This window comes from Enterobacter sp. P82 (assembly GCF_037053385.1).
Lineage (GTDB): Bacteria > Pseudomonadota > Gammaproteobacteria > Enterobacterales > Enterobacteriaceae > Enterobacter.
In genome coordinates, this window is record NZ_JBALHX010000001.1 from 1,089,216 (window position 1) to 1,112,610 (window position 23,395).

Annotated in this window: 19 protein-coding genes; 5 read left to right on the forward strand and 14 right to left on the reverse strand. The window is 54.4% G+C overall.

The genetic code is table 11. From position 1 onward, the window contains the following. Positions 1-23 precede the first annotated feature (23 nt). Complete coding sequence (locus WB237_RS05085) at positions 24-1,208, forward strand: OmpP1/FadL family transporter (RefSeq protein ID WP_336210978.1); 1,185 nt, start codon at positions 24-26, stop codon at positions 1,206-1,208. Between the two features lie 32 nt (positions 1,209-1,240). On the opposite strand, the gene WB237_RS05090 is transcribed toward WB237_RS05085, so the two are convergent. The 3 genes from WB237_RS05090 to yddG form a co-directional block, all read right to left on the reverse strand. Then, complete coding sequence (locus WB237_RS05090) at positions 1,241-1,681, reverse strand: GFA family protein (protein ID WP_336210980.1); 441 nt, start codon at positions 1,679-1,681, stop codon at positions 1,241-1,243. Between the two features lie 80 nt (positions 1,682-1,761). Beyond that, a complete protein-coding gene (ompC, locus tag WB237_RS05095; protein ID WP_336210982.1) occupies positions 1,762-2,844 on the reverse strand; it encodes a porin OmpC in 1,083 nt (360 codons plus the stop codon). A gap of 631 nt (positions 2,845-3,475) precedes the next feature. After that, on the reverse strand, positions 3,476-4,354 hold the full coding sequence (gene yddG / locus WB237_RS05100) for an aromatic amino acid DMT transporter YddG (RefSeq protein ID WP_336210985.1): 879 nt from the start codon (positions 4,352-4,354) through the stop codon (positions 3,476-3,478). Between the two features lie 220 nt (positions 4,355-4,574). Here yddG and fdnG point away from each other — a divergent pair, with 220 nt between their 5' ends. From fdnG to fdnI, 3 genes are read left to right on the forward strand one after another with little or no spacing between them, the layout of a single operon-like run. After that, positions 4,575-7,622, forward strand: coding sequence for a formate dehydrogenase-N subunit alpha (gene fdnG / locus WB237_RS05105; protein ID WP_336210988.1), 3,048 nt, complete (start codon positions 4,575-4,577; stop codon positions 7,620-7,622). 11 nt (positions 7,623-7,633) lie between these two features. Then, complete coding sequence (gene fdxH / locus WB237_RS05110) at positions 7,634-8,515, forward strand: formate dehydrogenase subunit beta (RefSeq protein WP_108089851.1); 882 nt, start codon at positions 7,634-7,636, stop codon at positions 8,513-8,515. Next, a complete protein-coding gene (gene fdnI / locus WB237_RS05115) occupies positions 8,508-9,164 on the forward strand; it encodes a formate dehydrogenase-N subunit gamma (RefSeq protein ID WP_136194917.1) in 657 nt (218 codons plus the stop codon). The genes fdxH and fdnI overlap by 8 nt, the downstream gene beginning before the upstream one ends. Before the next feature lie 61 nt (positions 9,165-9,225). On the opposite strand, the gene ppk2 is transcribed toward fdnI, so the two are convergent. Beyond that, positions 9,226-10,044 carry a polyphosphate kinase 2 gene (ppk2, locus tag WB237_RS05120; RefSeq protein WP_336210993.1) on the reverse strand — a complete coding sequence of 273 codons (819 nt, stop codon included), beginning with the start codon at positions 10,042-10,044 and terminating at the stop codon, positions 9,226-9,228. 167 nt (positions 10,045-10,211) lie between these two features. On the opposite strand from ppk2, the gene araJ reads away from it, so the two are divergent. Further along, on the forward strand, positions 10,212-11,387 hold the full coding sequence (araJ, locus tag WB237_RS05125; protein WP_336210996.1) for an MFS transporter AraJ: 1,176 nt from the start codon (positions 10,212-10,214) through the stop codon (positions 11,385-11,387). Positions 11,388-11,392: 5 nt separating this feature from the next. Here the strand turns inward: araJ and WB237_RS05130 are convergent, their stop codons facing one another. The 10 genes from WB237_RS05130 to WB237_RS05180 form a co-directional block, all read right to left on the reverse strand. After that, positions 11,393-12,484: an alkylhydroperoxidase domain protein gene (locus WB237_RS05130; RefSeq protein WP_336210997.1), complete on the reverse strand. Its 1,092-nt coding sequence runs from the start codon at positions 12,482-12,484 to the stop codon at positions 11,393-11,395. A gap of 10 nt (positions 12,485-12,494) precedes the next feature. After that, a complete protein-coding gene (locus tag WB237_RS05135; protein WP_336210999.1) occupies positions 12,495-13,484 on the reverse strand; it encodes a putative FMN-dependent luciferase-like monooxygenase in 990 nt (329 codons plus the stop codon). After that, complete coding sequence (locus tag WB237_RS05140) at positions 13,481-15,088, reverse strand: ABC transporter ATP-binding protein (RefSeq protein ID WP_336211001.1); 1,608 nt, start codon at positions 15,086-15,088, stop codon at positions 13,481-13,483. Before WB237_RS05140 ends, WB237_RS05135 begins: the two co-directional genes overlap by 4 nt. Beyond that, a complete protein-coding gene (locus tag WB237_RS05145; protein ID WP_336211004.1) occupies positions 15,085-15,936 on the reverse strand; it encodes an ABC transporter permease in 852 nt (283 codons plus the stop codon). Before WB237_RS05145 ends, WB237_RS05140 begins: the two co-directional genes overlap by 4 nt. Then, positions 15,933-16,877: an ABC transporter permease gene (locus WB237_RS05150; RefSeq protein WP_336211006.1), complete on the reverse strand. Its 945-nt coding sequence runs from the start codon at positions 16,875-16,877 to the stop codon at positions 15,933-15,935. Before WB237_RS05150 ends, WB237_RS05145 begins: the two co-directional genes overlap by 4 nt. Before the next feature lie 10 nt (positions 16,878-16,887). Then, complete coding sequence (locus WB237_RS05155; RefSeq protein ID WP_336211009.1) at positions 16,888-18,507, reverse strand: TIGR04028 family ABC transporter substrate-binding protein; 1,620 nt, start codon at positions 18,505-18,507, stop codon at positions 16,888-16,890. 149 nt (positions 18,508-18,656) lie between these two features. After that, positions 18,657-19,667: an alcohol dehydrogenase AdhP gene (gene adhP / locus WB237_RS05160; protein ID WP_336211014.1), complete on the reverse strand. Its 1,011-nt coding sequence runs from the start codon at positions 19,665-19,667 to the stop codon at positions 18,657-18,659. A 197-nt stretch (positions 19,668-19,864) separates the two neighbouring features. Continuing rightward, positions 19,865-21,574, reverse strand: a complete 1,710-nt coding sequence (locus WB237_RS05165; protein ID WP_336211017.1) for an ABC-F family ATP-binding cassette domain-containing protein — start codon at positions 21,572-21,574, stop codon at positions 19,865-19,867. 411 nt (positions 21,575-21,985) lie between these two features. Beyond that, on the reverse strand, positions 21,986-22,465 hold the full coding sequence (locus WB237_RS05170) for an Hcp family type VI secretion system effector (protein ID WP_049006491.1): 480 nt from the start codon (positions 22,463-22,465) through the stop codon (positions 21,986-21,988). Between the two features lie 235 nt (positions 22,466-22,700). Next, positions 22,701-23,393 (reverse strand): hypothetical protein, encoded by a 693-nt coding sequence (locus WB237_RS05180; RefSeq protein ID WP_336211023.1) that lies wholly within the window; start codon positions 23,391-23,393, stop codon positions 22,701-22,703. Positions 23,394-23,395 lie beyond the last annotated feature (2 nt).

A 23,395-nucleotide genomic window follows, 5' to 3' on the forward strand; every position in this document is an offset into this window, starting at 1 on the left:
AACCTGATCCGGTAGATAAAACTATGAAAAAAGTGGTTCTTCTCAGTACAGGACTGGTATTTTCCTCTGTCTCTCAGGCCAGTGCGCTCTATTTCTACGAAATCGGTACCGAAGATACCGCGCTTGCGGGTGCCGGGCAGGCTGCCCGCGCTCAGGATGCCTCAACAATTGTCACCAACCCCGCAGGGATGACCCGGCTTCCAGAACATATGTTCACCGGTGGGTTGCAGGCTCTGGGCGGAAATATTGATTACCAGCTCGATAATGACCGTTTGCAGAGCCCGGGTAACGTTATGAAGCTTACACCGAATGCCAGCGCGTTCTATAGCCAGAAAATCAACGAGAGTCTGTATGCCGGTATTGGTCTGTACGGTAACTATGGTCTGGGTATTGATTACGGTAACTGGGCGGGTGAGCGACTGATCAAAAAGAGCACGATGGTGGCAATGACCCTGAGCCCATCACTTGCCTGGAAGCTTAGCGACCGGGTGTCGGTAGGCGGTTCGGTGAATCTTAATTATGGTTTTTTATCACTCACCCGTACTGTTGATGGTGATGACCACGACGACAAGGACCACGACTGGGCGATGAGCTACCGTCTTGGGTTGTTAATGCAACTCACAGAACAGACCCGGGCCGGGATCACCTGGAACAGTAAAGCTGAGTACGACTTCAATGTGAACGGTAAAGCACGTTTCCCGAATCTACCTAATGTCGAGTACAACCTGCCCATTTCTGCACAGGTCCGCGCTCCGCAACAGCTGATGTTAAGCCTGGTGCATGACATTAATACCCAGTGGTCGGTAATGGGCGATCTGGGCTGGCAAGACTGGAGCCAGTTTGGCGCACCACAAGTTACGGTAAGCGGCAATACGCTTGATAAAACCAACCGCATGAAGGACACCTGGCATACCGCGCTGGGCGTGCAATATCGACCCACTCCGCAATGGCGCCTGAACGCCGGGGTCGCGTTTGATAGTTCGCCTTATCGCAACCAGAGCGATGTCGCAATGACGTTGCCAACTGGAGATGAATGGCGCTTCGGGACCGGGGCACAATATCAGTTAACGCCAGCCAGCAATATCGGATTTGCTGTCGAATACCTGCATATGCAGTCTTCGAAGGTGCAATCTCCAGGGCTGCTGAGTGGTGACTATAATCACCCTTATCTGTGGTTTACCAGCGTTAACTACAGCTACCAGTTTTAATAACAGAAAGGAAGGTATGCGAAAAACGCAGCCTAGGTTGTAAGCAGACAGAGCTTATCCATGGCTTCAATTTCTGAACCGCTGTAGCGCGCATATTGTCCGGTCAGACCAAAGAATGCGGGCTGGGTTTCGGTATAGATTTCAGCGGCGAGCACCAGCCGACGTCGTTCATCTTCGCTCATCTCAAGTAATGTCCATGGAATAAAATAGCGTGCTGTTGAGGTCAGCTTGAACCACAGAGGACAACCACACCCCGGACAGAACCAGCGTTCTCCTCGCGCAGAGGACGAGAAGTGAGAAGGGGCAATCGAGTCTTGCTCCACAAGCGGTTTACCCACGGCTTCCAGATACATGGCAATTCCACCTGACCACTTCTGACATTGCGTGCAGTGGCAGGCATAGACGTCGAAATTGTTGAGGGAAACGCTGAATTGGCTCATCCCGCATAGACAGCGTCCTTTGAATATGTGCATGGCGTGCTCCTTTATTACGCCAGTCAAACTGGTATAAAAAAAGCCAGCCACGAAGGCTGGCCTTTTTATACTGACAAATCTTAGAACTGGTAAGTCAGACCCAGAGCAACGATGTTGTCGGTAGCAATAGCTGCATCTTTGGTGAACTTGTTGTCGTCCAGCAGGTTGATTTTGTAATCAACGTAGGTAGACATGTTCTTGTTGAAGTAGTAAGTCGCGCCAACATCAACGTATTCAACCAGATCCTGGTCGCCATAAGTACCGATGTCTTTACCTTTGGATTTCAGGTAAGCAACGGATGGACGCAGACCGAAATCGAACTGGTACTGAGCAACAACTTCAAAGTTCTGAGCTTTGTTCGCGATATAACCTTTACCGAAGTTGGTCATGTTGCGAGTTTCAGAGTAGGTGCTTGCCAGGTAGATGTTGTTCGCATCGTATTTCAGGCCAGCAGCCCAAACTTCTGCGTTGTCACCGCCAGCGTTCATGGTATTAGCCACTTCACCAGCACGAACCTGATTGTTGGTACGGTCAGATTTCGCATAGGTTGCACCCACGCCGAAACCGTCCATTTCATAGGTAGAAGACAAGCCCCAACCGTCACCGTTCGCTTCGGTGATGTCGCGCTTGTTGTTTTTACCCTGGTACTGAGCGGCAAAGTTCAGACCGTCAACCAGACCGAAGAAGTCGGTGTTACGGTAGGTTGCAACGCCAGTCGTACGGCCAGTCATGAAGCCATCAGTCTGCGTCCAGGTATCACCACCGAACTCTGGCAGAACGTCAGTCCATGCGCCGATGTCGTAAGCAACACCGTAGTTACGACCGTAGTCGAAAGAACCGAATTCGTTGAATTTCAGACCAGCGAAAGCCAGACGCGTTTTGTTGCCTTTGTCGCCGTTGCTTTCATCGTTGTTGCCTTTGAATTCATATTCCCACTGACCGTAACCGGACATCTGGTCGTTGATCTGAGTTTCACCTTTGAAGCCCAGACGTACGTAGGTTTTGTCGCCGTCGTTGCTGGTGTCATCAGAGAAATAGTGCAGACCTGTTACTTTACCGTACAGATCCAGCTTGTTACCGTCTTTGTTATAAATTTCAGCAGCGTTAACAACGCCTGCTGCCAGCATGGAAGTCACTGCCACTGCAACTAATTTAAGTTTCATCTTAAATATTCCTTATAATTTTCTTAAGTATTTCCTGAGCCACTTCGAACGATTTCTAAACGAGGCTGTTCGTCAATGGCATGCTATTTTTAAAAATGTTGTAGTTGCCTTTCAATAATAAGTTTCAAATTATTGCTAATAATTTCCTTTAGTGTGATCGAGATCGGATAAATGGTCGCTAAACAGAATGAAATGAAGAGTGTTTAACCGGGTTTTGTATATTTTCTTATCAGATCTATTATCCGCAATATAGTTTTTTAATGGTTTAATTTAGTTATGTTACTATCAATTTTATCGGTGCATTTTGTAGAATTAAGCTTAACTGTTTACCGTAAATCATTGTGTTAGGTTATTGAATGCACGTAATTACCGTGTTTTTTGCTGAAATACACAGAAACACACTATTGCACTTTGTGCTATTAAGGTTGTTAATATTCGCAGGGGAGTAATTGCGCTACGGTGTCAGTTTATGTCAAGAAGAGAGGAGGGGGGGAATGCGAAACAACGATAATATAAACAGAATTTAAACACATTCTCTAATGAGCGTATGAATATTTTGACGTGCGATCACATATTAAATTTATGTTAATTTTCTGCCGGGTTGTGCACCTCCCGGCAGAACAATGGGGCTTTATTTTCGTGTCGCGTACCAGCAAAGCAGCGACCCGGCGCAAACCATCAGCGCACCTTGCCAGAACAAGAAAGAGAGTGGGGAACTCAGCAGTGCGGCAGCCAGTGCGGCAGAAAGTACAGGGGTAAAATAGGATACGGCGGCAAGTACCGTGACGTTGCCATGGAGGATACCGATATTCCATGAGGCATAGCCAAAACCCAGTGCAATGCCACACATTAATAGCTTCACGACAACCGGGACACTGAATACCATTTCTGGCTGCTCGCTAAGGGCATATTTCACCCAAAGACTCAACGCAGTCAGCAAAACAAAAAGGGTAATACCGTTTTGCCCTTTGGCAAATTTGCTGGTTACGGTGCAGTAGGCCGCCCAGATAAATGCCCCGGCAAACGCCAGCGCATAACTCAGTGGGCTGGACACGATATTGCGGGTGATCTCCTCAAGATGTAATCCCTGTTCACCGCCTAATACCCAGCAGACGCCCAGCAATGAGATGGCTAAACCGGGGATCACCCACAGGGTAGATTTTTGCCCGTTGAACAAAATGGCAAATACAATCGTCAGGCTCGGCCACAGATAATTGACCATGCCGACCTCAATGGCCTGCGATCGCGTCGCGGCATATCCCAACGACAGCGCCAGGCAAATTTCATAACTGACAAACAGTACGCTGCCAGCAATAAGATAGCGTGGCGAGAATTTACGAATATCAGGGAATCCCACCGTCACCAGACACAATAATCCACTGACGGTGTAGATCATTGCCGCACCGCCTACCGGCCCCAGCCCCTCGCTCACGCTGCGAATGAGCCCAACCATCGTGCTCCATAACAGTATTGCCGCCAGTCCAATGAGCGTTGCTCTCTTTCTGTCCATTACCTTGCCGTCGTCATAAAACCAAAGGAAAAATTTATAGCATTAATCCGGCCGCTATCGCGAATTATTCTCTTAAGTCTTTAATCAAAAAGGGGTATTTGAAAGTATCGGGAGTGACTATTTAGGGGGTGAAGACAAGCGGCCTTGATTTGACGCAAAAAAATCAACTGCTTTACTGCTAGTTTGCGGCGCGAAGTCTTATACGAAAACGAGGACAACAATGGACGTCAGCCGCAGACAATTTTTTAAAATCTGCGCGGGCGGTATGGCCGGAACAACGGCAGCCATGTTGGGATTTGCTCCTAAAATGGCGCTGGCTCAGGCACGCAACTATAAACTGCTGCGTGCGAAAGAGATCCGTAACACCTGCACATACTGCTCCGTAGGTTGTGGGCTTTTAATGTATAGCCTGGGCGATGGCGCGAAGAACGCCAGAGAAGCGATTTACCATATTGAAGGGGATCCGGATCATCCGGTGAGCCGCGGGGCGCTTTGCCCGAAAGGGGCGGGGCTGCTGGACTATGTTCACAGCGAAAACCGCCTGCGCTACCCGGAATACCGTGCGCCGGGTTCCGACAAATGGCAGCGTATCGCTTGGGATGAGGCCTTCTCCCGCATTGCCAAATTAATGAAAGCCGACCGCGACGCTAACTTTATTGAAAAAAACGCGCAGGGCGTAACGGTTAATCGCTGGCTTTCCACCGGGATGCTGTGTGCCTCTGCAGCCAGCAATGAAACCGGCATGCTGACGCAAAAATTTGTGCGCTCTCTCGGCATGCTGGCGGTAGACAACCAGGCGCGCGTCTGACACGGACCAACGGTAGCAAGTCTTGCTCCAACATTTGGTCGCGGTGCGATGACCAACCACTGGGTTGATATTAAAAACGCTAACGTCGTGGTGGTGATGGGCGGTAACGCCGCTGAAGCACACCCTGTCGGTTTCCGCTGGGCGATGGAAGCAAAAAACAACAACGATGCAACGCTTATCGTCGTCGATCCGCGCTTTACGCGTACGGCTTCGGTGGCTGATATCTATGCGCCTATTCGCTCCGGGACGGACATTACGTTCCTTTCCGGCGTGCTGTTGTTCCTGATCGAAAACAACAAGATTAACGCGGAATACGTAAAACACTACACCAACGCGAATCTGCTGGTGCGGGATGATTTTGCCTTCGATGACGGGCTGTTCAGCGGCTATGACGCCGAAAAACGCCAGTACGACAAATCCTCCTGGAACTACCAGTTCGATGAGAACGGCTACGCGATGCGTGACGAAACGCTGACGCACCCGCGCTGCGTGTGGAACCTGCTCAAGCAGCACGTTTCCCGCTATACGCCGGACGTGGTGGAAAATATCTGCGGTACGCCAAAAGCGGACTTCCTGAAGGTGTGTGAAGTGCTGGCCTCAACCAGTGCCGCCGACAGAACCACCACGTTCCTGTATGCACTGGGCTGGACACAGCACACCGTTGGTGCGCAAAACATCCGTACCATGGCGATGATCCAGCTGCTGCTCGGCAATATGGGGATGGCAGGGGGCGGCGTTAACGCCCTGCGTGGTCACTCCAATATCCAGGGCTTAACAGATCTTGGTTTGCTGTCGACCAGTCTGCCGGGCTACCTGACCCTGCCGTCCGAAAAACAGGCCGATCTGCAAACGTATCTGGCGGCCAATACGCCAAAAGCGACGCTACCGGATCAGGTGAACTACTGGAGCAACTATCCGAAGTTCTACGTCAGCCTGATGAAATCTTTTTACGGTGACGAGGCGCAGAAAGAGAACGACTGGGGCTTCGAGTGGCTGCCGAAGTGGGATCAGGCTTACGACGTCATCAAGTATTTCAACATGATGGATAAGGGCAATGTCACGGGCTACATCTGCCAGGGCTTCAACCCGGTGGCCTCGTTCCCGGACAAAAACAAGGTTGTGCGCAGTCTGAGCAAGCTCAAGTACATGGTGGTTATCGACCCGTTGGTCACTGAGACCTCTAACTTCTGGCAGAACCACGGCGAGATGAACGATGTCGATACCGCATCCATCCAGACCGAAGTGTTCCGCCTGCCGTCCACCTGTTTTGCTGAAGAAGACGGGTCTATTGCTAACTCGGGCCGCTGGCTACAGTGGCACTGGAAAGGTCAGGATGCACCGGGCGAAGCACGTAATGACGGCGAGATCCTGGCCGGAATTTACCATCGCCTGCGCGAAATGTACCGCACCGAAGGCGGTAAAGGCGCTGAACCGCTGCTGAAGATGAGCTGGAACTACAAGCAGCCTGACCATCCTGAGTCTGAAGAGGTCGCGAAAGAGAACAATGGCGTGGCGCTGGCGGATCTCTATGACGCTAAGGGCAACCTGGTGGCGAAGAAAGGCCAACTGCTGAACAGCTTCGCGCTGCTGCGCGACGACGGTACAACGGCCTCTTCCTGCTGGATCTACGCCGGTAGCTGGACGGAGCAGGGTAACCAGATGGCCAACCGCGATAACGCTGACCCGTCCGGGCTTGGCAATACGCTGGGCTGGGCATGGGCGTGGCCGCTGAACCGCCGTGTGCTTTACAACCGTGCCTCGGCGGACATCAATGGTAAAGCGTGGGATCCGAAACGGATGCTGATTCAGTGGAACGGGACGAAATGGACGGGGAACGATATCCCGGACTACAACACCGCCGCGCCGGGCAGTAACACCGGGCCGTTTATCATGCAGCCGGAAGGTCTGGGACGTCTGTTCGCTCTCGACAAGCTGGCGGAAGGGCCATTCCCGGAACACTACGAACCGATGGAAACGCCGCTGGGCACCAACCCGCTGCATCCAAACGTGATCTCCAGCCCGGTGGTGCGTATCTACGAGGACGATGTGCTGCGTTTAGGTAAGAAGGATACGTTCCCGTATGTGGGGACCACCTATCGCCTGACCGAGCACTTCCACACCTGGACCAAGCATGCGCGGCTTAATGCCATCGCCCAGCCGGAACAGTTCGTTGAGATCAGTGAAACCCTGGCGAAAGTGAAGGGCATAGCCAACGGCGACCGCGTGAAGGTGAGCAGCAAACGTGGTTTTATCCGCGCAGTGGCGGTAGTCACTCGCCGTTTGCAGTCGCTGAACGTGAATGGTCAGCAGGTGGAAACCGTCGGTATCCCACTGCACTGGGGCTTTGAAGGAGTGGCACAGAAAGGCTACATCGCCAACACCCTGACGCCAAATGTCGGCGATTCCAACTCGCAAACGCCGGAGTACAAGGCGTTTCTGGTTAACATCGAGAAAGCGTAAGGAGCGATTACATGGCGATGGAAACACAAGACGTTATCAAACGCTCCGCGACTAACCCAATAACTCCCGCGCCCCGCGCGCGGGACTACAAGGCAGAGGTCGCCAAGCTTATCGATGTCTCCTCCTGCGTGGGCTGCAAGGCCTGCCAGGTGGCGTGCTCGGAGTGGAATGATATCCGCGACGACGTGGGGCACTGCGTCGGGGTTTACGATAACCCGGCGGATCTGAGCGCCAAATCCTGGACAGTAATGCGCTTTAGCGAAACCGAGCAGAACGGCAGGCTGGAGTGGCTGATCCGCAAAGATGGCTGCATGCACTGTGAAGATCCGGGCTGCCTGAAGGCGTGCCCGTCTGCCGGCGCAATTATTCAGTACGCCAACGGGATCGTCGACTTCCAGCAGGACAACTGCATCGGCTGCGGCTATTGCATTGCGGGTTGTCCGTTTAACATCCCGCGCCTCAATAAAGAGGATAACCGGGTATATAAATGCACGCTGTGCGTAGACCGCGTCAGCGTCGGGCAGGAACCTGCCTGCGTGAAGACCTGTCCGACCGGGGCTATCCACTTCGGTACCAAAAAAGAGATGCTGGACGTGGCGCAGGCGCGGGTAGACAAGCTGAAAGCACGCGGTTACGACAAGGCCGGTATTTATAATCCGCAGGGCGTGGGCGGCACGCACGTGATGTATGTGCTGCACCATAACGACCAGCCAGAGCTGTACCACAACTTACCGAAGGATCCGGCGATCGATACGTCCATCAATCTGTGGAAAGGGGCGCTTAAACCGCTCTCCGCGGCGGGCTTTATCGCCACCTTTGCCGGGCTGATTTATCACTACATTGGGATTGGGCCAAACAAAGAGGTAGACGACGAGGAGGATCATCATGAGTAAGTCGAAAATGATCGTGCGCACGAAGTTTGTCGACCGCGCCTGTCACTGGACGGTGGTGATCTGCTTCTTCCTGGTGGCGGTGTCGGGGATTTCGTTCTTCTTCCCGACGCTGCAGTGGCTGACCGAAACCTTCGGTACTCCGCAAATGGGGCGCATTCTGCACCCGTTTTTCGGCGTGCTGATTTTCGTGGTGCTGATGTTTATGTTCGTGCGCTTTGTTCATCACAATATTCCTGACAAGCAGGATATCCCATGGGTGAAAGGGATTGTCGAAGTCCTGAAGGGTAACGAGCACAAAGTCGCGAAAGTGGGCAAATACAACGCCGGGCAGAAAATGATGTTCTGGACCATCATGAGCATGATTTTTGTGCTGCTGGTGACCGGGGTGATTATCTGGCGTCCGTATTTTGCACACTACTTCCCGATACAGGTGATTCGCTACGCGCTGCTGATCCACGCGACGTCGGCCATCATTCTGATTCACGCCATCCTGATCCATATGTATATGGCGTTCTGGGTGAAAGGATCGATTAAAGGCATGATTGAAGGGAAGGTGAGCCGCCGCTGGGCGCAGAAACATCACCCGCGCTGGTATCGTGATGTGGAACGGCTGGAGGCGAAACAGGAAAGTACGGAAGGATTGAAGTAAGGCCTGCGCCGTCGGCTTTACCCGGCGGCGCTGCACTTGCGTAGGCCTATCCCTTGCTATATTAAAACCGCTCTGCAACATACCTGAACGGGTATTTGGTGGGTTTCACTTTGCCGATTTTACGTTTCGGTAAATCCACCTTGTCGACATGAATTTCTTTATACGAGATTTGTGTAAGCAGATGCGAAATAATATTTAGCCGCACGCGTTTTTTATCTTCTGAGCGTGCCACAAACCATGGCGCCCAGGCGGTATCGGTGGCTTCAAACATAGCGTCGCGCGCGAGGGTATACTCGTCCCACAGGTTAAAGGATTTAATATCCATCGGTGAGAGTTTCCAGATTTTACGACCATCGTTAATGCGGTCACGCAGACGGCGCTCCTGCTCTTTCGGCGTCACCTCAAGCCAGTACTTCAGCAAGATAATGCCGGCATCCACCATCGCTTTTTCCATCACCGGCGCACCATCAAGGAACTTCTCAACTTGCTCAGGGGTGCAAAATCCCATTACCCGCTCGACACCTGCACGGTTGTACCAGCTTCGGTCAAATATGACGATCTCCCCGGCGGCAGGCAAATGGGGAACATAACGTTGAAAATAGAGCTGAGTTTTCTCTTTCTCGGTTGGCGCGGGAAGGGCAACCACGCGGAACACGCGTGGACTGACGCGCTCGGTGATCGCTTTAATGGTACCGCCTTTGCCGGCGCCGTCGCGTCCTTCAAAAACAATACACACTTTGAGTCCTTTGGCGACAACCCATTGCTGGAGCTTAACCAGTTCAACGTGGAGGCGACGAAGCTCTTGCTCATACTCTTTGGTTTTTAGCGGGGCATTTTTTACGACATCAACAGTGGCACTGGTTTTCTTTTTGCTTCCCATGATTGTCATCCTCAGGTTGTCCGGCGCGGGAAAAAAGCGAGGCCGCACTTAGAAGTGTAATCCACCTGAATTAATGGATTAACGTGTCAGCCAGCTCATTTGAACTGGCTCACCATACAAGATTATTCAATAATGCCCGTCGCGAGTGATTAACCAGTGGTTGAAGTATGAAAAAGACAATTTTTTCGTTGGCGCTGAGCACCTTTGGCCTGGGAATGGCTGAATTTGGCATTATGGGGGTGTTAACCGAGCTGGCCCATGACACCGGCATTTCAATTCCCTCCGCCGGGAATATGATCTCGTTTTATGCCTTCGGCGTGGTGATTGGTGCCCCGATTATGGCGCTGTTCTCAGGCAAGTTCTCGTTAAAAACCACACTGCTGTTTCTGGTGATGATGTCCGCAATCGGAAATGCAATATTCACGTTTTCAACGTCTTACTTCTGGCTGGCACTGGGGCGTTTGATTTCTGGTTTTCCGCACGGGGCCATTTTTGGCGTCGGGGCAATTATCCTTTCTAAAATTGCCCCACCGGGGAAAGTGACGGTCGCGGTGGCCGGGATGATCGCCGGTATGACCGTAGCCAACCTGGTGGGCGTTCCACTGGGCACCTGGCTGGGGCATGAATTCAACTGGCGCTATACCTTTTTCCTGATTGCCGTGTTCGATGCGCTGGTGATCCTCTCGGTTCTGCTCTGGGTGCCGGACATCCACGACAAATCAGAAATCAAATTGACCGAGCAGTTCCACTTCCTTAAAAAACCAGAACCCTGGCTGATTTTTGCTGCCACCATGTTTGGCAACGCCGGGGTTTTTGCCTGGTTCAGTTTCGTTAAACCATTTATGGTCAACGTCTCTGGTTTTACCGAAGGGGTGATGACAGTCATCATGATGCTGATGGGGCTTGGCATGGTGTTGGGCAATCTGTTGAGCGGTAAACTTTCAGGTCGCTTTAGCCCGCTGCGCATTGCGGCCACCACCGACATGGTGATTGTGACTTCTCTGCTGCTGCTTTTTGCCTTTGGAGAACTGAAAACGGCCTCGTTGGTCATGGGGTTTATCTGCTGTGCCGGACTGTTCGCGCTCTCTGCGCCGCTGCAAATTCTGCTTCTGCAGAATGCGAAGGGCGGTGAGATGCTGGGTGCCGCAGGCGGTCAGATGGCATTTAATCTCGGCAGTGCGGTTGGCGCATTTTTCGGCGGCATGATGATTACGCTTGGCTTTAGCTGGAGTTATGTCACGCTGCCTGCCGCACTCCTTTCGTTTTCGGCCATGAGTTCACTGCTGATCTACGGCCATCTGCGGGCCAGACAGGCTCAGGCTAACGCTCGCGCGCTAGCCTGATGGAGTCATGCTAGCCAGGACTCTCCCAGCGTCAGCATCAGGCGGTTGGCCCAGGCGAAGAACGCGGCGGACTGCACCAGATCAAGCTGCGCCAGGGTATCCAGCCCCTCTTTTTCCAGCGCGGCAAGGTGCAGCGGCGTGGCGGCAGGCGGGGTGACCGACAGCGCTGCCGCTACGTTAATTTCCGCCTGCCAGCGCGCAGACTGCCCGTCGCTGAGGGATTGCCCGGGACGCACCGCCAGAAGCGCCTCTACCGCGGCGTCATCTTTTGACAGCTGGCTGGCTTTACGCGCATGGACAGATGCGCAGTAAATGCAGCCGTTGATTTTACTGGCTACCGTTGCGGCCAGCTCGCGCTCGGCGCGCGGCAGTCCTCCCGGTGTATAAAAAATTCCTTTATCGGTCAACGTGCGCTGTTCAAGCACCGGCAGGTTGCGCGCCAGCAGACGGAAGTAGTCGGAGTCGGTATGACCAAATTTCGCCAGGATGGCAACCTCATCGTCACGGAAGTCCGCTAGCGGTTTGGCCGCTATCCACGGTTCCCATCCCAGCTCCTGCTGGGTAAACGCGACGGGTGCCGCCTTTCCGGTGACCGTTGTTGCGGTCGTGTGCCAGATGCCTGCCGCCACCGGCGCATCGCTTTTGGCGACAGGTTTGTCGTTCAGCAGCCGCAGCCCGGTAATGAGTCGGCTCTGGAAGCTCACAAATGCGACGAGCTGTGCCAGGGTAACAATGCCTTCCTTGCTCCATCCCGCCTGGGTCAGCGCCTTTAACGCTGCAGGCGTCGCTTCGACGGGGGAAAATGTCAGCAGGCGCGCAAAACTCAGCGCCGGGATCAGGCGTTCTGAGGTGGGGTCGGCCAGGCCAAACCCCGCGTAGTGCGCGGCCAGCGCCTCTGCGTTGTGCCATCTGGCAACTTTTGCTGCCACAGTGAAGCGTTCATCGAGTGGAAAATCGGTGTCCTGCTGGCTGAAGAGAATTTCGTAGCTGCCCTGCGCGTGTCGTGTGGCGGCATCACGCGTGGCGCGCGCCTCTGCCAGAGGGGAACCGGGTTTAATTTCCGCCAGCTCGGCGAGAATGTCCTGACTTAATGACATAGGTGTCTCCTCAAAGGATGTGGGGGGCAATATGTTCGGCGATCAGTTCGATGGAGCGCAGCGTGTCGCGATGCGAAGGCTCGACCGAATGGACCTGGAATGAGATATCCGTGGCGCGCCTGAGAATGGAATCCGCATTAAGTGAACGCAGCACCGTATCAGGCGAACCGATATGGGCATCGAACTGACGACGATAATCAGTGACGTTGTCACCTTTAACTGTGTATCCGGCAGCGCGATGCTGCTGAGCTTGTTTCGCGAGACCTGGCATTGCGACTCTGAGCGCATAGTCATCGCTGTCAGCGACGAAGGCTGTACGGGAGGCCAGAATACGCGGGGCGATGCCTGCTGGCAGCGCATCGAGGTAGGCATCCACAATCGGGTTCTGGATCGCGTCGAGCGTTAAATCCAGCCGATCTGCCGGGCGCGGCTGCGTGCGGGAGAGCATTAAACCGTGTCCGGCCTGCGCGGCGCGAACAGCACCGTCAACTGAGAAGGTGGCTATCCAGATACGGTCGGCCAGCTGTGGCGCAGGCGGGTAAAGGTGATTATCCGGATGGGTAAGCGAATCACCGCGCCAGGCGCTTTGGATCACATGCAGGTTCTCGGCAAACGCGGTCGCACGTTCTTCAAACGTCAGGCCGAACGGCAGAAAAGAGGTTGGCGTGCCGCCTGAGCCAAAGCCTACTTCCAGGCGTCCGTCTGCAAGCAGATCCAGCACGGCGGCATCTTCCGCCACGCGCAGCGGGTTTTCCATCGGCAGGGTAATGATGGCCGTGCCCAGGCGGATAGTTTCGGTATGCGCGGCGATGTGTGCCAGAAACAGCAGCGGCGACGGCAGGCCACCTTCACTTTCGTGGAAGTGGTGCTGAGCAATCCAGGCGCTGTCAAAACCGTGGCGTTCGGCGTGGCGGATCTGTTCAGTTGCCAGACGATAGCGCTCCTTCGGCGTAGCGTCGTCAAGCAGGCGGGTGAAAAATCCCAGGCGTTTTCGCGTCATGCGAACTCCTCTGTAGCGGGTGAAAAATGGGGAATGGCAGCAATCAGCTCGCGGGTATAGTCGTTCTGTGGCGACGTGAATAAGGTTCCGACGTCGCCCTGTTCGACCACCTGACCGCTGCGCAGCACCGTGACGCTGTGGGCGATTCGGCGAACCGTGGACAGATCGTGCGTAATAAAGAGATAGGTCAACCCCAGTTGCTGCTGCAGCTGCTGAAGCAGAGCCAGGATCTGCGCCTGCACGGTGACGTCCAGCGCGGAGGTGGCTTCGTCCAGCACCAGAATGGTCGGCTTCAGGATCAGCGCCCGGGCGATAGCCACGCGCTGGCGCTGCCCGCCTGAAAGCTCACGGGCAGTGCGGCTCAGAATATCGACGGGCAGGGCAACCCGCTGCGCCACTGTCTCCACCCGGACTTTTCGCTCCACCTTACTGAGGCGAGAAAAGTTCTTCAGGGGCTCTTCGATGATCTCAAACAGCGTCTGACGCGGGTCGAGAGAGGCAAACGGGTTCTGGTAGACAAACTGGATCTTCTGGCGCAGCTGGCGACGGGCCTCGCGGCTAAGCGTGGTGGCATCAATATCATCAATAATGACCTGTCCGCTGTCTGCCTGTTCGAAACCCAGCAAAATACGGGCGAGGGTGGTTTTTCCGGAGCCGGACTCACCCACCAGCGCATGCGTGCTGCCGCGCCTGACGTCAAAGGTTACCCGATCCAGCGCCTGAAGCTGATGGCCTTTGCCCAGGGAGAATTGTTTGCTGATGGCGCGGGCGCGAATGGCCGGTGACGCGAGCGGCAGACCTGCCACCGGCGCAATGGTCAGGCGCTGGCCCTGGAGATCGCTTAACAGCTGGCGGGTGTAGGCGTGCTGCGGTGTGCGCACGATATCGGCAGTGTTTCCCTGCTCCTGAACCTCCCCATCGCGAAAAACCAGCAGCCTGTCCGCGCGCTCAGCGGCCAGCGCGAGATCGTGGGTGACAAACAGAACGGCGGTACCCGATTCCCGGCGCAGGATATCCAGCAGGTCAAGAATGCGTTTTTGCACCGTCACGTCCAGCGCGCTGGTAGGCTCATCGGCAATGATGACGTCCGGGCGCAGCGCTATCGCGATGGCAATCAGCACGCGCTGTTTCATCCCGCCCGAGAGCTGATGCGGATACTGGGTCATGCGCTGTTCGGGGTGGCTCAGGCCGACCTTTGTCAGCAGGGCGAGCGCCTGCTCGTCGCGCTGAGCGCGAGCCACTTTCTGGTGTAGCTGAATAATCTCTCCAACCTGCGCACCGATGGTCTTCACCGGGTTGAGCGAATTACCCGGGTCCTGCGGAACCAGGCTAACTCGCGCGCCGCGAAGGGTATCGAGACGCTTAGCGGACCACTGGCTTATCTCCTCGCCGTTGAGAATGATTTTTCCCGCATCGCGCCGGGCGTTATCGGCCAGCAGACCGATGATCGCCTGCGCCGTGGTCGTTTTGCCGGAGCCGGACTCGCCGACAAAGGCCAGCATTTCTCCTCGCCCGAGCGTGAAGCTGACGTTATGCACCACCTCGCGCCACTGGCGCGCGGTACGGTAGCTGATGGTCAGGTTTTCTACCGAGAGTACGCTCATTTCAGGCCTCCGCTGAACTGTTGGCTGATACGGTTGGTGGCCAGCACTACGGCGATGACGACTACGCCGGGGAAGGTGGTTAGCCACCAGGCGGTAGAGAGATAATTACGGCCTTCGGCAATCAATAAGCCCCACTCCGGCACCGGCGGCGGGGTGCCGTAACCGAGAAAGCTCAGCGTGGAGAGCGCCAGGATGGCCTGACCAAACTGCAGCGTGGCAAAGGCGATGACGGCAGTTAAGGCATTGGGCAGGATGTGTCGCCACAGCACGGCGAAAAACGTCCCGCCGCTACCAAACGCCGCTTCGACATAATCCGTATGGCGGATGCGCACGACTTCACCGCGCGCGAGGCGGGCGAAGCTGGCTATTGAAGCCACGCCTACGGCAATCGCGGCGTTAACGGTGCCAAACCCGAGTAGAATAATCACCGTCAGCGAGAGCAGCAGAGACGGGATGGACAGCAGCACGTCGACGAAGCGCATCAGCAGAGACTCGACGCGTCCGGCGAACGCCCCGGCAACCACCCCTAAGCCGGTGCCTGCCAGCAGACCCATCGTCACGGCGGCCAGCGCCGCGCTCAGGGAGTGGGACGCACCATAAACAATACGGGTATAAACATCGCGGCCAAGCTGATCGGTGCCGAGCCAGTGTCCCGCCTGTGGCGCCAGGCGCTGTGCACCGGCGATGCCCTCAATCGGGCTGTAGTGGGTTAACAGGCCGGGCGCCACGGCGGCAAAAAGCGCAACGATAATTACTGCCCATGCCAGCCACAGTCCTGGTTGCCACGCGACGCCCTGCCAGGCGGGAACGCGTTTTCGCGCGGCGGCAGCGTAATCGACCAGGCTCATGATGCACCTCCGGTAACGGTTTGCAGACGGGGATCCAGCAGCGGCATCAGCAGGTCCACCAGCAGATTGATCAGGACAAAACCGAGGGCGGAAATCATCACCACCGCCTGAAGTACGGCAATATCCTGGTTATTCACCGCCTGCTGGGTCAGTTGCCCGAGACCGCTGCGGCCAAAAACGGTTTCCGTGATCAGCGCCCCGGCAATCAGCTCGCCGAGCAGCAGCCCGGCAATATTTAGCACTGGCAGCAGGGTGTTGCCGGTCACGTGACGCCACAGGACAGCGGTTTCACTCAGCCCTTTGGCACGGGCGACGGCGACAAATGGCTGCGTCGCCACCTGGTCCAGGCTGCGCATCAGAATTTGTGCCAGCGGGGCGGAGATCGGGATCGCGACGGTTACGATCGGCAGGATCAACCCCTGCAGCGGCGTCGGGTTAATCACCGGGATCAGCCGCAGCTGGAAAGAAAAGAGCTGGATAAGGGCAATCCCCAGCCAGAACGTCGGTAAAGAGATAAACAGGACTGGCAGAGACTGGAGGGTATTACTCAGCCAGCGCAGACCCGGCAGGCGCGACGCAAAGGCCAGCGCAAATGCCAGCAGGACCGCGAGTAAAAAGGCAGGCAGGGCGAGGCTCAGGGTATCCGGCAGATTGCTGGCAATCAGCTCGCTGACCGGCACGCCTGCCTGTAGCGAATAGCCGAAATCCCCGCGCAGCATCGCCAGCAGCGTATGACCGTATTGCTGCCACAGCGGGCTGTCTGCGCCGTAGGCCACGCGCATCTCCTCGATTTGCGCCGGGCTTAAGCCCAGGTCCGGGTTCTGAAATTTAATCAGCACCGCGTCGCCCGGCAGCACCTGGAGCAACACGAACGAAAGGGTAAAGGCGGCCCACAGTACCAGCAGCCCGTGCCCAAAGCGTTGAAGAAGTGCGTGGCGCATCGTCGGCTCCTCAGTGTTTCTCAATCCACGCGCCGTAGAACGACGGGCGGCCTACCGCTTCAAAATTGACGCCTTTCAGCCACGGCGCACCGGCAAAGACCTGCGGCTCCTCGAAAATCGGAATGACGTAGGCGTTATCCAGCAGATAGCGTTGGGCGTCTCCCGTCAGTTGCAGGCGTTTTTGCGGATCAATCTCCGCAGAAATGTTCACCAGCAGTTCATTTAACTTGTCGTCACGGAAGTTTTTGACCTTGTCGCTGGATCCCCCTTTTTGCAGCAGCGCGTCGCGGTTAGCCGGGTAGAACATGCTTTTCACCACGTCCGGATCGGCGCGACCCACTTCGGAGACGGTTAAAGGGGTTTTCAGCGGGTCAAGGTTATCCAGCGTACGGCTGCCTGCGTCGCCCGCTTTAACGCTCAGCGACACGCCCACCTGTCGCCACTGCTGGGCAACCAGTTGCAGCACCTCTTTGTTTTGCGGCTGCGGCAGGGATTCATACACCGTCAGCGCCAGACGTTGGCCGTCTTTGGTGCGGATCCCGTCGCTGCCTGCTTTCCAGCCCGCGTCATCCAGCAGCTGGTTGGCTTTAGCCGGGTCAAAGGCCAATTTGTCGCTGAGATCGACAAAGCCTGCGGCGGAATCGGCAATCACTGACTTCGCCTGCGGATAGTTGGCCGAGAAGAGGGTCTCAACCACCTGTTTTGCATTGGTGGCATGCAGCAGCGCCTGGCGCACGCGAATATCGGAGACCAGCGGGTTATCCGGGCGGAAGCTGATGCTGTCGTTCACCCCACGCGTTGGGGCGGCATAGATCTTATAGCCCTGATCGGTCGCCTGCTTTTCGTCATACGCCTGCACCTGGCGAATAAAATCAGCCTGACCGGACAGCAGGGCGCCCACGCGCACGCTGTCTTCCTGAGTCACGATAAACTTGATGCCATCAAGATTGGCTGGCCCCTGTTGCGCCAGATTTTTGGGACCCCACTGGTAGTCCTTACGCGCTTCCAGCGTTACTTCGCGACCCAGCTTCTCGTCCTTCACCACAAACGGGCCAGAGCCAATGATATGACGGGCATCCCCCAGCTCTTCAAAGTTGCGTTTCAGCGTGCTGAGCGAGACCAGACCCGAGCCAATGGTGGCGGTGCCTTGCAGGAACCCCGGCGACGGTTTTTTGAAGTAGAACTTCACGGTCAGCGGGTCGATGACTTCGCTGCGATCGTAGTTATTGATCACTTCTGACACCGGCAGGCGCTGCGCTTTATTGCCTAAACCGTAGGTATCAAAGTTTTTTGCTACGGCGTTCGCGTCCAGCGGCGTGCCGTCAGAGAAGGTGATGCCAGGGCGAATTTTAAAGGTGTATTCGGTTTTATCGGCGTTGGTGGTCCAGCTTTCTGCCACCCAGGGCTCCACCTGCAGCGTCCTGGGGTTCTGCCACGTCAGTTTGTCAGTGATCTGGTTCAGAATGCCGCCGTTCGGGTAGAAGCCACCGGCGGGCGGGTAGAGGTTGGTGTGCGCCTGTTGCTCCAGATAAATCAGCGTGCCGCCTTTGACGGGCGCATCGGCGGACCAGGCTGCGGTTGTCGTCAGAATCAGCGCCGTCAGCAGCGGCAGACGAAATGGGGTTTGCATGGTGAATTCCTTTGTTATCTTCTTGTTAGCGTCGGATTCATCATCAGGCGCGGGGGAAAACAAGGGAACAAAGGAATTAAGATAAGGATTGCCGGAAAATGGCTATAAAAAACCGCCCCTGTCAGGAGCGGTACTTGAACGGTGGGTGATTATGAACGCAGGTCAATCACCATACGGCCACGGATCTGACCCTGTTCCATCTCTTTAAAGATGGCGTTGATGTCCTCGATAGGACGCATCGTGACTTTCGGCACGACCTTGCCTTCTGCCGCAAACTGGAACGCTTCCTGCAGATCCTGACGGGTACCGACCAGCGAACCGACGACCTGAATACCGTCCAGCACCAGACGCGGAATATCGAGGCTCATTGCTTCCGGTGGCAGGCCAACCGCGACCACACGGCCACCGGCACGCACGGCATCAACCGCAGAGTTGAAGGCTGCTTTTGCGACGGCAGTGACGACTGCGGCATGCGCGCCGCCGGTTTTTTCCTGCACAAGTTTAGCGGCATCTTCGCTGCGTGAGTTGATAGTTAAATCTGCACCCATGCTTGCCGCCAGCTTCAGCTGTTCGTCGTTAACGTCAAGGGCGATGACTTTGGCGTTAAAGACGTTTTTGGCGTACTGCAGCGCGAGGTTGCCCAGCCCGCCCAGACCATAAATTGCAATCCACTGGCCCGGTTTAATACCCGACACTTTTACCGCTTTGTAGGTGGTCACGCCGGCGCAGGTGATGCTGCTGGCAGCAGCCGAATCCAGACCGTCCGGCACTTTTACCGCGTAATCTGCGGTGACGATGCACTCTTCCGCCATGCCACCATCCACGGAGTAACCGGCATTTTTTACATCGCGACACAGGGTTTCGTTGCCGGTATTACAGTATTCGCAGTGACCACAGCCTTCAAAAAACCATGCCACGCTTGCGCGATCGCCGACTTTCAGCGATTTCACGCCAGGACCGATTTCTTTAACGATACCAATCCCTTCATGGCCCAGGATAACCCCGGTTTTATCGCCGAAATCACCGTTCTTCACGTGGAGGTCGGTATGGCATACGCCACAGCACTCCATCTTCAGCAGTGCCTCTCCATGCTTTAACGATCGTAACGTTTTTTCGGTGACATTGACCTGGTGATCCTGAGTGACAACAGCAGCCTTCATGTGTATCTCCTTGTTCATGATTAGAATCTGCATAGCAGGTGTAATACCCCTTAAGGATTAATACATTAGCCTGGTAATGCAAGGCTACGGCAACATAATGTCATCATTTGATTCGCTTTAAGGTTAAGAATACGGCGATCCCTCTAATTATTAAGGGGGAAAAGACTGGCCCGGCGAGCAACCCGCCGGGCGCAGTTTTACAGCTGTGCTTCTATCTCCTTAATCTCTTTACGCCATTGCGCCTGAAGCTGTGGCTTCTGATGCTTCGGCTTCCGTGCCAGATCGTCTTCCAGCAGCGTTTCCAGAGCGACCAGCCGTTCAAGCAGATCGTCATACGGCGAGGGTTGAACCGTCGCGGCAGCAACGGGCGCCGCGGATGTCACTAGCCCTGCGCTTTCACGCAGACGCTCAAACACCGCTTCTGCATCGTGCCACTCGCTCAGCTTTCCTTCTTCAATCAGCCAGAAACGATTACAACTTTGGCTGATCAACTGACGGTCATGGCTGACCAGCAGAACACCGCCTTCGAACTGCTGAAGGGTTTGCGCCAGCGCCTCTTTGCCTTCCATGTCGAGGTGGTTGGTGGGTTCATCCAGCATCAGCAGGCTGTAGCGAGCAAGCGTCAGGCCCACGAACAACAGGCGTGAACGCTCGCCACCGCTGAGCGTGCTGACCGTTTGCCCGTGACGCGCCCACGGGAAACCCGCGCTTATCAGTGCCATTTTGCGAGATTGCGGGTCGGGTGCAAAAGGCTCCAGCGCGTCGAGCAGCGTGGCGTTGTCCGCAAGCTGATGAAGCGTCTGGTCGTAATAGCCTGGCGACACGCGCGGGTGCAGCTTCAACCCGTCGTGGGTCAGTTCATTGGTAAACTGTCGCCAGATTAGCTTCATCAGTGACGATTTACCGCAGCCGTTACGACCGACAATCGCCACGCGATCGCTGCTTTTCAGGCGCGCTGTCTCAATGCTGAACAGGCTGGGTAGCCCAGGAGCAGGGGGGACGCCGAGATTTTCAATCTCCAGCAGACGGTCTGCCCGCAGCGCATCACCACGCAGGGTTAATGTCCACGGACTGCCTGCGGTGAGCTCCGTCTGGCTCTCCCTGAGCCGTTCGACCTGTTTTTCCATCTGTTTGGCTTTACGGGACAGATCTTCGTTGTCGTAAACCTTACCCCAGGTTGCCAGCCGTTTTGCACTGGCGGTAACTCTGTCGATCTCCTTTTGCTCCGCCTTATGGCGCAGCGCATCGCTTTCGTCTTTGGCTTCCAGTGCTTTGCGTGCAGCCGTGCAGGGAAGGGCAAAGTAGTTCAGTGACTTATCACGCAGGATCCAGCTACCGTTGGTGACGGCATCGAGTAACTGTCTGTCATGTGAAACCAGTACGAAACTGCCTGACCAGTTCTGCAAAAATTGCTCAAGCCAGAGCATGGTGGGTAAATCGAGATGGTTACTCGGTTCATCCAGCAAAAGCAGATCCGGCTCGTGAATCAATGCTCGCGCCAGCAGCAAACGAGTGTGTTGCCCGCCGCTGAGTGTCGCGGATTGCAGCATCATATCTTGCGGAGTGAAGCCCATGCTTGCCAGCAGCGTTTCGGCTTTCCAGCGCAGGCTGTCACTTTCAGCAGAAGGTAACTGCGCCAGCACGGCATCCAGCATGGTCAGCGGAAAAATAGCGTCCGGCAGGTGTTGCTCCACGCGCGCCATCAGGCAGTATCCGGCCAACGCAACCGTTCCGGCGGCAGGGGAATCTGTGCCGTCCAGCACCTTCAGCAGCGTACTTTTGCCACAGCCGTTATCGCCCAGCAGGCCAATGCGGTCGCCTTTTTTCAGCGTAAAGGAGAGTGAGTCGAAGAGCGTGCCAAACGCCGTATCAACACGTAAAGATTGTGCAGTGAGTAAAGTGCTCATTGTTGCTTACCCAAGAGTTACAGGCATGTTTATGCCTCGTCAAACATCGCTGACGATAACTCAGTAAGCCCGAGAGAAGGGATTTCAGGGGTTGGTGTCTTCGCTCAAGCAGAAGTTATCGCAGCACGATACCGATAACGCTTGAGCTGGTGCGATCACCAAATGTATGTGAAACATTGAAAATTTCACAGTACAGCATAATTGGCCTCCTTATTTGTTATGAGTTTACAATTAAATAACATTATACAATTTTTTTCAGTACTTACCAAGCAGAGAGGTAATATTGCTTTCATGGATATAAGCAAACACAAGGTTTCATTTTCGCCACTTGTCACTGCTCTGTGATGAAATTGACCATTTCCTCTCTTTGTTAAGGTCAAAGGAGGCGAAGCCTCCTCTGGCACCTGGTCATCATGCGCAACAACGATCGTTCCATGAATCACGATAGATAATATTACCCTCTGTATACTTCCAGGTAATCGCTTCATAACGTAATTCGAGCGTTTCAAGGTGCGTACTGCTTATACCGTTAGGAGACAGGTAGGGTGCAACCGTTGTAAACTTGACGTTTTCCAGAATGATATTGAAATACTCGGCCTCAATACCTGATTCCAGAATACGGTACATTTTAATTGTGGCCTTCTTCATGGTTCGACCTTCACAGACAGCGCGGTATAAAAGTGGTGTTGTTTGATCAAATTCCTTCACTATTGTGATAGGGCGATGGACACGCGTTCCTGTTAGTTTTCCCCAGCTTGGATCGACCGGGATAGTGACACCGTGAGAGAAGGATTTTAACTCGATAGACCCCAGACGAAGTGGCATAAGGCAACTACCAACGATCGGTGAACCATTTTCATCTTCAAGCCATAAGTGTGCGGGTATAGACATAATATTTCCTTATGCATAAATTTACGATAATGCTAACGTTTGAATCTTGCAATTTCATATATTGATAAAACAACCATCACAAACACAAAGAATAAGGGGATCAGCCAGATTGGGGTGTCAGGAAATAATGAGCCCTGAATCAAGGCGAATACTACTGTCAGCGCTGATGGGCCATAATACGAAACTAACGACCTGAACATTCGCCTGAAAAACCTTTTAATAAGATTCATCATGGTTATCGAACCATCCTGGTTATGATATCCGCAATTTCATCATCCGATGCCCATTGTGCTGTAAGCGCCTTAGCCCGCTCAAACACTGGCTCTATCAGGAAATACATCATTTCCAACTCTTGAATGTATAGCGCTGAGTAGTATGCGGGATAAGTAATGTGAAGACGATACGCACTGTCTGCCGCTTTTTGGACAATGCCGTATATGCCAATAATTCCAACAGCCTGTCCCGCTCTTCGCCCTGCCAGGGCACTGATTTCAAGGTTTAGATTCATGCCTGCTGCGACAAATGATGCCGTTGCTAAAGCAAACCCCACGTTTGTGAGTGAGCTTGCGGCAATATGGATATTAACAGCCATAAGCATTTGTTTGATACGTTCAAGCTGTTCTGTGGTTTTATCTTTAAATATTTCTTCGAAATAAAGTTTGAACATGTCATACGCAACATTGTTATGTCGAAGAAGATAAATAACACCGTTTCTAAATCGAATGTCTTCAGTTTTTTGTTTCTTGCATACGTCCTGATATTCATCAGTAAAGCAGGACGTATAATACAGCGCGCGCGTTGCACCTGCGCCGATCGTTTCAATCTGATTTGATACGGCTTTTCCTACACCCGTTAATGCGTGGTCGAGTTTTAACGCAAGAATTTTATTCGCCTGCAAGTAACTTATCACTTCATCTCTGTAGTACATGA